This window comes from Bradyrhizobium sp. 76 (assembly GCF_023073025.1).
In the GTDB taxonomy this organism is placed as follows: Bacteria; Pseudomonadota; Alphaproteobacteria; order Rhizobiales; family Xanthobacteraceae; genus Bradyrhizobium.
Window position 1 is genome coordinate 527,412 of sequence record NZ_JADPIS010000149.1, and the last position, 13,226, is coordinate 540,637.

At 63.4% G+C, this 13,226-nt stretch carries 13 protein-coding genes; 7 read left to right on the forward strand and 6 right to left on the reverse strand.

All coding sequences use genetic code 11. The annotated features are described in order from the left end of the window. Positions 1-14: 14 nt before the first annotated feature. The 6 genes from IVB48_RS37985 to IVB48_RS38010 form a co-directional block, all read right to left on the reverse strand. Positions 15-695: a site-2 protease family protein gene (locus IVB48_RS37985; RefSeq protein ID WP_027569531.1), complete on the reverse strand. Its 681-nt coding sequence runs from the start codon at positions 693-695 to the stop codon at positions 15-17. A 148-nt stretch (positions 696-843) separates the two neighbouring features. After that, positions 844-1,236 carry a GFA family protein gene (locus IVB48_RS37990; RefSeq protein WP_247408242.1) on the reverse strand — a complete coding sequence of 131 codons (393 nt, stop codon included), beginning with the start codon at positions 1,234-1,236 and terminating at the stop codon, positions 844-846. Between the two features lie 7 nt (positions 1,237-1,243). Beyond that, complete coding sequence (locus tag IVB48_RS37995) at positions 1,244-1,990, reverse strand: SDR family NAD(P)-dependent oxidoreductase (RefSeq protein ID WP_247408244.1); 747 nt, start codon at positions 1,988-1,990, stop codon at positions 1,244-1,246. 27 nt (positions 1,991-2,017) lie between these two features. Beyond that, complete coding sequence (locus IVB48_RS38000) at positions 2,018-2,749, reverse strand: SDR family oxidoreductase (protein ID WP_027569534.1); 732 nt, start codon at positions 2,747-2,749, stop codon at positions 2,018-2,020. Between the two features lie 132 nt (positions 2,750-2,881). Next, positions 2,882-4,711, reverse strand: a complete 1,830-nt coding sequence (locus tag IVB48_RS38005) for an IlvD/Edd family dehydratase (protein WP_247408246.1) — start codon at positions 4,709-4,711, stop codon at positions 2,882-2,884. Between the two features lie 122 nt (positions 4,712-4,833). Next, positions 4,834-5,934: a LacI family DNA-binding transcriptional regulator gene (locus tag IVB48_RS38010; RefSeq protein WP_247408248.1), complete on the reverse strand. Its 1,101-nt coding sequence runs from the start codon at positions 5,932-5,934 to the stop codon at positions 4,834-4,836. A gap of 202 nt (positions 5,935-6,136) precedes the next feature. On the opposite strand from IVB48_RS38010, the gene ugpC reads away from it, so the two are divergent. The 7 genes from ugpC to eda all read left to right on the forward strand — a co-directional run bounded on the left by ugpC (position 6,137) and on the right by eda (position 13,216). Then, positions 6,137-7,198 (forward strand): sn-glycerol-3-phosphate ABC transporter ATP-binding protein UgpC, encoded by a 1,062-nt coding sequence (gene ugpC, locus IVB48_RS38015; RefSeq protein WP_007592328.1) that lies wholly within the window; start codon positions 6,137-6,139, stop codon positions 7,196-7,198. 78 nt (positions 7,199-7,276) lie between these two features. Beyond that, complete coding sequence (locus IVB48_RS38020) at positions 7,277-8,590, forward strand: ABC transporter substrate-binding protein (protein WP_027517383.1); 1,314 nt, start codon at positions 7,277-7,279, stop codon at positions 8,588-8,590. A gap of 66 nt (positions 8,591-8,656) precedes the next feature. Beyond that, positions 8,657-9,604 (forward strand): sugar ABC transporter permease, encoded by a 948-nt coding sequence (locus tag IVB48_RS38025; RefSeq protein ID WP_247408249.1) that lies wholly within the window; start codon positions 8,657-8,659, stop codon positions 9,602-9,604. Positions 9,605-9,606: 2 nt separating this feature from the next. Beyond that, complete coding sequence (locus IVB48_RS38030) at positions 9,607-10,482, forward strand: carbohydrate ABC transporter permease (protein WP_007592322.1); 876 nt, start codon at positions 9,607-9,609, stop codon at positions 10,480-10,482. Between the two features lie 79 nt (positions 10,483-10,561). After that, entirely contained in the window at positions 10,562-11,548 is a 987-nt protein-coding gene (gene denD / locus IVB48_RS38035; protein WP_247408251.1) for a D-erythronate dehydrogenase, read from the forward strand. Positions 11,549-11,571: 23 nt separating this feature from the next. Beyond that, entirely contained in the window at positions 11,572-12,552 is a 981-nt protein-coding gene (locus tag IVB48_RS38040; protein ID WP_247408253.1) for a sugar kinase, read from the forward strand. A 13-nt stretch (positions 12,553-12,565) separates the two neighbouring features. Continuing rightward, positions 12,566-13,216, forward strand: coding sequence for a bifunctional 4-hydroxy-2-oxoglutarate aldolase/2-dehydro-3-deoxy-phosphogluconate aldolase (gene eda / locus IVB48_RS38045; RefSeq protein WP_204510940.1), 651 nt, complete (start codon positions 12,566-12,568; stop codon positions 13,214-13,216). Positions 13,217-13,226 lie beyond the last annotated feature (10 nt).

The following is a 13,226-nucleotide window of genomic DNA, read 5'->3' on the forward strand; positions in this document are numbered from 1 at the left end:
GTGTTGCTGTTCAACTAAGCATTGCCGGTCAGAATGAGAACAGCCTGAATCACATAACCGGTCAACGTTCGCAGTATTGCTGAAATAACATCAAGATTTAGACCGAACTGGGAGCCTGCCAGCGGTAGCAGGATCAGCAAGCCGATCAGGATCAGCATCCCGAAAGGCTCGAGCCGCGCCAGCGGCAGGGCAAGCGGCTGGGGCAGCAGCCCCACCGCGACGCGCCCGCCGTCGAGCGGCGGGATCGGCATCATGTTGAACACTGCCAGCACCGCGTTGATCAGCAGTGCGTTCTTGAGATTGTCGAAGATCCATTGCGCCGAGTTGGCCGGAGCCCAGGGCAGGGCGTGCAGGGCAAGAGCTGCGGCCAACGCCAGCAGGATGTTGGTGGCGGGCCCGGCCAGTGCCACCCACACCATGCCGAGCCTGGGGTTGTTGAGTTTGCGAAAATTCACCGGCACAGGCTTGGCGTAGCCGAACAGGAACGGCGAATGCGCGAACAGCAGCATCGCCGGCAATATCAGCGTGCCGAACGGGTCGATGTGGCGGAGCGGGTTGAAGCTGACACGGCCGAGCTGCCATGCGGTGTCGTCACCGAGACGATATGCGACGAAGGCGTGCGCAGCCTCGTGGAAGGTGATGGCGAGCAGCAGCGGCAGCACCCACACCGACAGGTCATACAAAGAAATGTTCACGGCTCGTCCGTCCCGGTTGCCTGCGGTCATGCAGCCGACCCAGCCAACCGGCGGTGCAGCAACGCTTCACCTCAACATAGGGTGGCCGGTTCCGAAATGCCACGCCGCAAATGATCGGCGCCCCGAACCTGCCGTGCAGTCGTGCAATTCATGCAGGAATGGTCCCCGGATATTGCGTCAGCCCGTCGTCGAGCTTCAGCCAGGCGAGCTTCTCGGAGACCCAGATGTGCTCGGTCGGCGCGAAGGCGTTGCGATCGTCGAACGTCGTCAGTGCGACGCCCGCCAGCGTGCCGTTGCGCCGCCAGGAGAACAGCCGCGTGCCGCAGCGTTTGCAGAACACGCGGTCGATGTTCTCGGACGACGCGTAGCGGGCGGTGTCGCCCTCGACGGTCAGTGCGCGCTGGTCGAACTGCGCGCGGGCGAAGTAGGGCGAGCCCATTGCCTTTTGGCATATGCGGCAATGGCAGATGCGAACGTTGAGCGGCTCGCCTTCCGCCTTGAATCGCACCGCGCCGCACAGGCATCCGCCTTCTCTGACCATGACGCCCTCAGTAAGTTGCGCGCCCGCCGGAGATGTCGAACACGGCGCCGGTCGAAAACCCGCAGTCCTCGGATGCGAGCCAGCTCACCATCGCGGCCAACTCTTCCACCTGTACGAAGCGCGCTTTCGGAATCTTCGACAGCATGAAGTCGATATGCTGCTGCGTCATTTGGTCGAAGATCGCGGTCTTCGCAGCCGCGGGCGTCACCGCATTGACGAGGATGTCATGTGCCGCCAGTTCCTTGCCGAGCGACTTCGTCAGCGCGATCAGGCCGGCCTTGGACGCCGAATAGTGCGAGGCGTTCGGATTACCTTCCTTGCCGGCGATCGAGGCGATGTTGATGATGCGCCCGTATTTCTGCTTGAGCATCGCGGGCACGATCGCCTTGCAGACGATGAAGGGGCCGTCGAGGTTGATGCGCAGAACTTTCCGCCATTCCTCGAGATCGGTCTCCCAGACCGGCTTGTTGACCCCGGCAATGCCGGCGTTGTTGACGAGGATGTCGATCTTGCCGAAGGCGGCAAGCGTGGCGTCGCGGGCCTGCTCGACGGCCGCGGCATCGGTGACGTCGACCTTGAAGACGCGGGCATTGTCGCCGATTTCCTTTGCCGTCCTCTCGGCGAGGGCTGCATCAAAATCCCAGATCGCGACTTTGGCGCCGGAGGCGACGAAGCGCTGAACGATGGCGCGGCCGAAGCCCTGCGCGCCGCCGGTGACGATCGCGACACGGTCGTTGAGATCGATCTTGTTCATGCTGGATGCCTTCTGGATGCCTTGGCGTCAGAGCATGTAGCCGCCGTCGACGACGAGGTCGACGCCGGTGGTGAAGGCGCTCTCGTCACTGCCGAGATAGACCGCCATGGACGCGATCTCGTCGGCGGTGCCGAGCCGGCCCATCTTCTGGCGGGAGACGAACATCTCCTTGCCCTGCGGCCCTTGCGCCGCGGCGCGGTCGAGCATCGAAGGCGTCTCGACGGTGCCAGGGCAGATGCTGTTGCAGCGGATGCCCTTGGTGATGAAGTCGAGCGCGACCGCGCGCGTCAGCAGCGACACCGCGGCCTTCGAGGAGCTGTAGACGTAGCGGTTGGCCGGCGGCCGCAGCGCCGCGCAGGAGGAGATGTTGACGATACTGCCGCCGCCGCCCGCGAGCATGTCCGGCAGGAAGGCCCTGATGGTCCGGTGCATCGACTTGACGTTGAGGTCGAACGAGAAATCAAAATCCTCTTCCGAACACTCGAGAATGGTGCCGTGATGCACGAAGCCCGCTGCGTTGAGCAGGATGTCGACCTTGCCGACGCGCTTGGCGAAGGCGTTGACGTCGGCGGTGTTGCGAACGTCGAGCTTCGCGGTCTCGGCGATACCTTCCTTGGCCAGGCTCGCGATGCCGCTCTCGTTGATGTCGGTGGCGATGACGGTCGCGCCTTCACGCGCGAATGCGACGGCGCATGCGCGTCCGATGCCTGCCGCTGCAGCCGTGATGACGGCGCGCTTTCCCTTGAGGCGGTCTGCCATTTTTTCTTCTCCCTTGCCTGAAAGTTCTATCGGATCGTCATTGCGAGAAGCACTTGCGACGAGGCAATCCAGACTGTCTCCGCGGAGATAGCTCTGGATTGCTTCGCTGCGCTCGCAATGACGGTGTGGCTATCAGTGATTATCCCGCGCCACGCCAAATGTGCCGGCGACGTTCTGGTAGCGCGTGGCGAGCTCCATGCAGGCACCGGTCGACTGCTGGCCGACGGTGTTGCGATAAAGCTCCTGCCACGGCGTCTGGTTCGGCGGATGCTTGAAGCCGCCATTGGCCGTCAGCTCGGCGTGGCGCTTCTTCACCTCGTCGTCGGAGATGAGAATGTTGGCGCTGCCCTTGTTCAGATCGACGCGCACCTTGTCGCCGTTTCTGAGGATCGCGAGCCCGCCATTGGCGGCGGCTTCCGGCGAAGCATTGAGGATCGAAGGCGAGCCCGAGGTGCCCGACTGGCGGCCGTCGCCAATGCAGGGCAGGGACATGATGCCGCGTTTGATCAGCGCCGCAGGCGGCTGCATGTTCACGACCTCGGCGCCGCCGGGATAGCCGATCGGGCCGGTGCCGCGGATGAACAGCACGCAGCGCTCGTCGATCTCGAGCGAGGGATCGTCAATCCGCTCGTGATAGTCCTCGGGTCCCTCAAACACGACGGCGCGGCCTTCGAAAGCGTTGAGGTCCTTGGGGTTGCTGAGATAGCGGTCGCGAAACTCCTTGGAGATCACGCTGGTCTTCATGATCGCGGAATCGAACAGATTGCCGCGCAACACCAGGAAGCCGGCGTCCTTCACCAGCGGCTTGTCGTAAGACCAGATCACGTCGTTGTCGGGCTTTGGCGCATTGGCGCAGTTCTCGCCGATGCCACGGCCGTTCACCGTGACCGCGTCCTCGTGGATGCGCTTGTGCTTCATCAGCTCGCGCACCACGGCCGGCACGCCGCCGGCGCGGTGGAATTCCTCGCCGAGATAGAAGCCGGCCGGCTGCATGTTGACCAGCAGCGGCACGTCATGGCCGACCTTCTGCCAATCGTCGATCGAGAGCTCGACGCCGATGTGGCGCGCCAGCGCATTGATGTGGATCGGCGCGTTGGTCGAGCCGCCGATCGCCGAATTTATCACGATGCAGTTCTCGAACGCCTTGCGGGTCAGGATGTCCGAAGGCTTGAGGTCTTCCCAGACCATCTCGACGGCGCGCTTGCCCGTCTCATAGGCGATCTGGCCGCGCTCGCGATAGGGAGCGGGGATCGCCGCACAGCCCGGCAGCGAGAAACCGAGCGCTTCCGCAAGCCCGTTCATGGTCGAGGCGGTGCCCATGGTGTTGCAATGGCCGACCGAGGGGGCCGATGACGCCACGATCTCCATGAATTCTTCATAGTCGATCTCGCCGGCGGCAAGCCGCTCGCGCGACTTCCAGACGATGGTGCCGGAGCCGGTGCGCTCGCCATTATGCCAGCCGTTGAGCATCGGCCCGCCCGACAGCACGATCGCGGGCAGGTTGACGGTCGCCGCCGCCATCATGCAGGCCGGCGTGGTCTTGTCGCAGCCGGTGGTCAGCACCACGCCGTCGAGGGGATAGCCATAGAGGATCTCGACCAGGCCGAGATAAGCCAGGTTGCGGTCGAGCGCCGCGGTCGGGCGCTTGCCGGTCTCCTGGATCGGATGGGTCGGGAATTCCATCGCAATGCCGCCGGCCTCGCGGATGCCTTCGCGGACGCGATGGGCAAGCTCGATATGGTGGCGGTTGCAGGGGGAGAGGTCGTTGCCGGTCTGTGCGATGCCGATGATCGGCTTGCCGGACTGAAGCTCGGCGCGGGTGAGACCGTAGTTCAAATAGCGCTCCAGATAGAGAGCGGTCATGCCCGGATTATGCGGATTGTTGAACCATTCCTGAGAGCGAAGGTGGCGGCGAGCGCCGTTGCCGGCGGGGGCATGCCCATTGGTTGGTTTTTTTGTCATTGGTTTCTCCTGCAATGCAAACGCACCGGCGTCCGTTTTATGATATCGGCTTGTGCGATGCCCAACGGCGCGAGCGACGATTTGCCTGCCCGCTGGCGGGTCGTTTCCTCACAAATCCGATACTAATCATGGCCGCTTGGTAACGCTACCATTTTGTTCGCAGCGCCCGCGCCCGAGACGGCTGGCCGGTTGTCCGAACGCCGCGCCGACGAGCTTTGCCGCTCGATCACCTTGAAGCCGAGATCGAGCACCGGATGCTCGGGGCGACGTCCGTCAATCGCGTCGATCAGCATACTGGCGGCCGTGTTGCCCATCTCGTAGCGGTTGGTGCGCACGCTCGTGAGAGTCGGGACGGCGGAGGCCATGAATTCGAGATCGTTGAAGCCGACGATCGCGATCTGTTCTGGGATCGCGATCTCGCGGCGCCTGCATTCGAACAGCACACCCAGCGCGAGGTCGTCATTGGCGCAGAACACCGCGTCCATGCCGGGCTCCCGCGCCAGGAGATCGGTGAACAGGGCGCCTCCGAGCGTTACCGAGGTCGGAGTCGCCGTCGTGACGACGAGGCGTTGCTCGAACAGTCCGGCGTCCTTCATGGCCGAGACATATCCGTCGAGCCGCCGCTGCACCCGCGGATCCATCCGCGCGCCGACGAAGCCGATCTTGCGGTGACCTTGCGCGAACAGATGCGCAACCGCCGCACGGGCTGCGTGATAGTGCGAAAAGCCGATCATCATGTCGACCGGATTGGGTCCGATCTCCATGATTTGCACGATCGGGCAGTCGGCGGCATCGAGCATCGCGCGCGATTCCGTGGTCTGGTCGATGCCGGTGACGATCAGCCCGGCCGGCTTCTGCGCAAGAAACAGGCGCAGCAGCTTCTCCTCCTGGAGAATACTGTAGCGTGTGTTGGACAGCTGGATCGAGTAACGGCTGTTTTCGGAGGCGTCGTAGATGCCGCGCAACACGTCGGAGAACACATTATTGGTCAGTGACGGAATCAAGACACCGATCACCTCGGTGCGCTGCGAGGCCAACGCGCGTGCCGCCAGGTTCGGCACATAGCCGAGCTCTCTGGCCGCGCTCTCGACCCGGGTCCGCTTGGCGACCGACAGCGCCTCGGGATTGCGGAAGAAGCGGGACGCCGTGATCGGGCTTACGCCGGCAAGCTCGGCGACTTCCGCCAGCCGGATTTTGCCTGACTTGGTGCGGTTTCGACCCATTTGCTGCTCTTAACACACTCACTGTCGCAAACAAAGGAACGTTGACAGCGCTACCAGCACAGACTAACCAAAGACAAATTGCCAAAACCGCACAAACTGCCGACAATGGCGCCCGCTAAGGTTGGGCTTCGTTCGGTGAAGTCTGAAAAAACAAGACGGTCGCGGCGCGAGATGCGTCGTGGACTTTCGAGGAGGGAGCTAGATGTCGTCTGTGCAAATCCGCGACGTGCGGAAATCGTTCGGCAATTTTGAAGTCCTGCACGGCGTTTCGATTCCGATCGAGGACGGCCAGTTCGTGGTCCTGGTTGGCCCCTCCGGCTGCGGCAAGTCGACGCTTCTGCGCATGCTCGCCGGTCTCGAGAACATCACCTCAGGCACGATTTCGATCGGCGACCGCGTCGTCAACAATGTCCAGCCCAAGGAGCGGGACATTGCGATGGTGTTCCAGAACTACGCGCTCTATCCGCATATGACGGTCGGCGAGAACATGGGCTTCTCGATGAAGCTGCGGGGCGAGAGCACCGAAGAGATCAACAAACGCGTCAAGCGCGCCGCCGAGATCCTTGCGCTGTCGCCGCTGCTCGAACGCTATCCCCGCCAGCTCTCCGGCGGGCAGCGCCAGCGCGTCGCCATGGGCCGCGCCATCGTGCGCGATCCGCAGGTGTTCCTGTTCGACGAGCCCTTGTCGAACCTCGACGCCAAGCTGCGCGTCGCGATGCGCACCGAGATCAAGGAGCTGCACCAGCGGCTGAAAACCACGACGGTCTACGTCACCCACGATCAGATCGAGGCCATGACCATGGCCGACAAGATCGTCGTTATGCATGACGGCATCGTCGAGCAGATGGGTACGCCGCTCGAGCTCTACGATAAGCCCGAGAACCAGTTCGTCGCCGGCTTTATCGGCTCGCCGTCCATGAACTTCCTGAAGGGTCATGTGCGCGTCAACGGCGTTGCGACCTTCGAGGGGCCGAATGGCGTCAAGCTGCCGCTCAGGAACGCGCCGGCGGCGTCCGACGGGCGTCCCGTTGTTTACGGCGTGCGTCCCGAGCATTTCACCATCGCTGACGACGGTGCCGATGCCGAGATCGTGGTGGTCGAACCGACCGGCTCGGAAACGCAGGTGTTTGCGAAGCTCGGCGGTGAGCAGGTCGTCGCGGTCTTCCGCGAACGTCACCAGTTCAATCCGGGTGACAAGGTCAAGCTGAAGCCCGATCCCTCCGTGATTCATCTGTTCGACGAGGCGACGGGCAAACGCGTGTAGCGACGCCAAAGAACTGCCCAAGCAGAACTGCCCAATACAAGACGACCCAATACAAATATAAAATTTAGGGAGAGAACGATGAGCGATTTCGACAGGCGAAGTGTGCTTAAAGTCGGTCTGGGCGGCGCGGCGCTGCTGGCCGGCCCGGGTATCGTCCCGGTGCGCGCGGCGGAGTGGACCAACACGCCCGAGCCAAACGCCTCCATCCGCGTCTTGCGCTGGAAGCAGTTCATTCAGGCCGAGTTCGACAAATTCGCCGAGCAGACCAAGGCGTTCTCCGAGAAGACCGGAGTCAAGATCAAGCTCGAGGCCGAGAGCTGGGAGGACATCCGTCCCAAAGCCGCGGTCGCCGCCAATGTCGGCGCCGGTCCTGACCTGATCATCGGAACGCTCGATGATCCCCACAAATTCCCGGAAAAGCTGATCGACATGACTGACGTCGCCGACTATCTCGGCGCGCAGTATGGTGGCTGGTACCCGGTTGCCGAGCGCTACGGCAAGAAGGGCAACAGCTGGATCGCCATTCCGCAGGGCGCGACTGGCGGCTGCCTGAACTACCGCGTCAGCCACGTGAAGGCCGCCGGCTTCGATGAATTCCCCAAGGACACTGCCGGCTTCCTCAAGCTCTGCCAGGCGCTGAAGAAGAACAACACGCCGGCCGGCTTCGCGCTCGGCCACGCCACGGGCGACGCCAACGGCTGGTGCCAGTGGGCGCTGTGGGCCTTCGGCGGCAAGGTCGTCAACGACAAGAACGAGGTCGTGATCGACTCGCCGGAGACGATCGCCGCGCTCGAATACGTCAAGCAGCTCTACGAGACCTTCATCCCCGGCGTGCTGTCGTGGAATGACTCGAACAACAACAAGGCGTTCCTCAACGGCGAGCTCAGCCTGACGCTGAACGGCATCTCGATCTGGACCGTCGGAAAGAACTCGACCGATCCGAAGCAGCAGGAAATCGCCAAGGACATGAACCACGCGCCGATGCCGATCGGTCCCGTGGGCGTGTCGACCGAGCAGCAGAACGTGCTCGTCTATTACGGTTACAAGCACTCGAAGTATCCGAAGGCCGTCAAGGAATACATCAAGTTCATGATGGACAAGGCGAACTACGACGCCTGGGAGGTCTCCTCCAACGGCTACGTGTCGCCGCCGCTTCCGGCCTACAACGACAACCCGGTGTGGACGTCGGATCCGAAGATCACGCCGTATCGCGACTGCCTGAAGCGCTGCCGCGACAACGGCTATGCCGGCGATCTCGGCTATGCCTCGGCCGCCGTGATGGGCGACTTCGTCGTCGTCGACATGTTCGCGGAGGCCGCGTCAGGCTCCGTGACGCCGAAGGCGGCAGCCGCACGCGCAGCCGAGCGCGCCAAGCGCTACTACCAGGTCTGATCAGATCCAATCTACGCGGCGTCCGGTTCGCCGGACGCCGCGACTTTTCGTCGAGGGGAATCCGACATGGCAGTTATGGCCGAGCCCGTTGCCGCGCAGGTCAAGCGCAGCAGCTTGTGGACCAGAGCATTCGAGAGCCGGAATTTCCTCGGCGCGACGTTCATGGTGCCGGCGATCGCCATCCTCATCCTGTTTCTGGCTTACCCGCTGGCGCTGGGCTTCTGGCTCGGCATGACCGACACCAAGATCGGTGGCGCCGGGCGCTACATCGGCTTCCAGAATTTCGTCTCGCTGGCGAAGGACTCGGTGTTCTGGCTTTCGGTATTCAACACCATCTTCTACACGGTCGCCGCCAGCGCGGTGAAATTCGCCATCGGCCTCTATTTGGCGCTGCTGCTCAACGAACGGCTGCCGATGAAGTCGATGGTCCGCGCCATCGTCCTGTTGCCCTTCGTCGTGCCGACGGTGCTCTCTGCGATCGCGTTCTGGTGGATCTATGACAGCCAGTTCTCGATCATCTCCTGGGTGTTGATGAAGGCCGGCCTGATAACACGCTATATCGACTTCCTCGGCGATCCCTGGAATGCGCGCTGGTCGGTCGTCGCCGCCAATATCTGGCGCGGCGTGCCCTTCGTGGCGATCACGCTGCTGGCGGGATTACAGACCATCTCGCCCTCGCTCTATGAGGCCGCCAATCTCGACGGCGCCACCAATCTACAGCGCTTCCGCCACATCACGCTGCCGATGCTGTCGCCGATTATCGCGGTCGTGATGACGTTCTCGGTGCTGATGACCTTCACCGACTTCCAGCTCATCTACACCATCACGCGGGGTGGGCCGATCAACTCCACCCATCTGATGGCGACGCTGTCGTTCCAGCGTGCCATCACCGGGGGCAATCTGGGCGAGGGCGCGGCGATCTCGAACGCGATGATTCCATTCCTGGTTGCGGCGATCCTGCTCAGCTTCTTTGGGCTTCAGCGTTCCCGCTGGCAGCAGGGCGGGAGGGACTGACCATGACCACGGCAGACGACCAAAGCGTCGGAATGGACTACCTCGAGAGCTTCCCGCGGAAGTTTTTTCGGGTCTACCTTCCGCTCGGCCTGATCATCTTCTTCCTGCTGTTCCCGTTCTACTGGATGGCGGTCGCGACGTTCAAGCCGGACGCGGAAATGTACGACTACGAGAAGTACAATCCGTTCTGGATCGTGCATCCGACGCTGGAGCACATCAAGAAGCTCTTCTTCGACACCGACTATCCGCTCTGGATGTGGAACACCGTGATCGTTTCGGTATCCTCGACCTTCATCTCGCTGTTCGCCAGCGTCTGCGCCGCCTATGCGATCGAGCGCTTGCGCTACAAGGGCTCGCGCTATGTCGGCCTTGCGATCTTCCTCGGCTATCTCGTGCCGCCCTCGATCCTGTTCATTCCGCTGGCGGCAATCGTGTTTCAGCTCGGCCTGTTCGACGGCAATCTGGCGCTGATCCTGACCTATCCGACCTTCCTGATCCCGTTCTGCACCTGGCTCCTGATGGGCTATTTCCGCACCATCCCCTATGAGCTGGAGGAGTGTGCGCTGATCGACGGGGCGACGAGGCTGCAGATTCTGATGAAGATCACGCTGCCGCTTTCGCTGCCGGGCGTGATCTCGGCGGGCATCTTCGCCTTCACGTTGTCCTGGAACGAGTTCATCTACGCGCTGACCTTCATCTCCTCGTCCGAGAACAAGACGATCCCCGTCGGCGCGATCACCGAGCTCGTCAATGGCGACGTCTATCATTGGGGTGCGCTGATGGCGGCGGCTCTGACCGGCTCGGTTCCCGTAGTTATCCTTTATTCCTTCTTCGTGGAGTATTATGTGTCGGCGATGACCGGCGCCGTGAAGGAATGATCGCGGGGCCTGCCTTGAGAGCGCACCGGGACGAATCGCCAAGGGCGGCGCGTTCCGGCCAATAAGAAGGAGTAGGCTCTTGCACATTCTGGTTCTGGGCGCCGCCGGCATGGTTGGCCGCAAATTGTGTGAACGGCTGTTGCGCGACGGCCGGCTCGGCAAGAGCGACATCGCCAAGCTGACCATGCATGACGTGGTCGAGCCGAAGACGCCGGAAAAGGCCGGTTTTGCCGTCGAGACCGTGTCGAGCGATTTTGCCGTCCCGGGTGCGGCCGAAAAGCTGATCGCCGGCCGTCCGGACGTGATCTTTCATCTCGCCGCGATCGTCTCGGGCGAAGCCGAGCTCGATTTCGACAAGGGCTACCGCATCAATCTCGACGGCACGCGGATGCTGCTCGATGCCGTCAGGGTCGCAGGCGGCGGCTACAAGCCGCGCGTGGTCTTCACGTCCTCGATTGCGGTGTTCGGCGCGCCGTTCCCCGATGCGATCGGCGACGAGTTCTTCCACACGCCGCTTCTGAGCTACGGTACGCAGAAGGCGATCGGCGAATTGCTGCTGGCCGACTATTCCCGCCGCGGCTTCCTCGATGGCATCGGCATCCGCCTGCCGACCATCTGCATTCGGCCCGGCCTGCCCAACAAGGCGGCATCGGGCTTCTTCTCCAACATCCTGCGGGAGCCGCTGGCCGGCAAGGAAGCGGTCCTTCCGGTGTCCGAGGACGTCCGCCATTGGCATGCCACGCCGCGCTCCGCCGTCGGCTTCCTGCTGCATGCGGGCACCATGGACCTCGCCGCGGTGGGGCCGCGCCGCAATTTGACCATGCCGGGCCTGTCGGCGACGGTTGGCGAGCAGATCGCTGCGCTGAAACGCGTCGCCGGCGACAAGGTCGCCGCCCGCATCAAGCGGGAGCCCGATCCCTTCATCGTCGGCATCGTCGGCGGCTGGCCGCGCAACTTCAATGCAAAGCGGTCGCTCGAGCTCGGCTTCACCACCGCTGAGAAGACTTTCGATGACATCATCCGCATTCACATCGAAGACGAGCTCGGCGGCAATTTCGTCGCGTGATCTCTGACTGAGCGGGTAAAGTGATGGCGAGCGTTGCTTGCATCGGCGAATGCATGGTCGAGCTCCGGCAGGCCCAGGGTGGACAATCCGCTGGACATTCCAGCGGGCAGGGCGGGGGCCTCTACTCGCGTGGATTCGGCGGCGACACTCTCAACACGGCCGTGTACCTCGCGCGGCTCGAGATCAAGGTCGACTATCTCACGGCGCTTGGCGACGATGCCCTGAGCGATGAGATGATCGCAGCCTGGACTGCGGAGGGCGTCGGCACGAGGCGCGTCGCGCGGCTGCCCGGCAAGCTGCCCGGCCTCTACATGATCCAGGTGGACGCGAAGGGCGAGCGCCAGTTCTTCCACTGGCGCGACAGTGCGGCGGCGCGCCAGCTGATGAATCTGCCGGAGACGGACGATCTCCTCAACTCCCTGATGAGCTACGACATCATCTATCTCTCTGCCATCACGCTCTCGATCTACGACGCGGCCGGGCGCGAGCGTCTGTTCGCGGCGATCAAGCGCGCGCGCCTGCTCGGCACCCGCTTCGTGTTCGACACCAATTTCCGCGCGCGGGGATGGCCCGATCGCGACGTCGCGCGCGAGGTGTTTTCAGCCGCCTTCGCGGCTGCCGACATCGTGCTGACCTCGACCGAGGATCTGCTCGCCCTCTATCCCGGCGAAAGCCACGAGCAGTTGATGGCCCGCATCCCGACCCCCGAGCTGGTGTTCCGGCTCGCGGAGCCGGTCAGCCTGCTGCGCTTTCCCGGGGGCCCCTACGAGGTCCGCGCCGAGCCCATGACCAAACCCGTGGTCGACACCACCGCGGCCGGCGACAGCTTTGCGGCGGCCTATATCGCGGCGCGGCTCGCCGGTTCCGACCCGGTCGAGGCCGCCCAGGCCGGGCACCGCCTCGCCAGCCTCGTGATCTGCTATTCCGGCGCCATCATTCCGGGTTATGCCATGCCGCCGAAGAAACGGCACCGGCCGGCGACGACGCGTCAAGCGACCAAGTGAAACGAAAGCCAAGATGACCACGACTGCCCAGCAGAACCACCTCGCCGCGCTGTTCAAGGCCGCGACCGTCATTCCCGTCCTCACCATCGAGCGTATCCAGGATGCTGTGCCGCTGGCGCGTGCGCTGGTGGCCGGCGGCGTCCGTACGCTGGAGGTGACCATGCGTACCCCTGTTGCGATCGAGGCTGCGAGGGCGATGATGGCCGAGGTGCCCGAGGCGGTGGTCGGCATCGGCACGATTCTCAATCCGGCTGACTTTACGCGTGTCGAGAAGCTCGGCGTCGCCTTCGGCATCAGCCCGGGCTTGACCCCGGACCTGTTGAAGGCCGCCACCCATAGCTCCTTGCCGTTTGCGCCGGGTATCGCCACGGCGTCCGAACTGATGATGGCGCTATCCTACGGCTTCGACATTGCAAAATTTTTCCCGGCCGAGCAGGCCGGCGGCATCAAGGGGCTGCGTTCGCTGGGTGGGCCGTTCCCGAACGTGCGGTTCTGCCCGACCGGGGGGGTCGGCGAGGCCAATGCGGCGACCTGGCTCGCGGAGCCCAATGTGGTCGCGGTCGGCGGTTCCTGGCTGTGCCCGACGGCGGAGATCAGGGCCGGGAACTGGGCCGGCATAACTGCCATCTGCCAGCGCACCCTCCAAGCCCTTAAACCCGCGTGAAGTCTTTCCA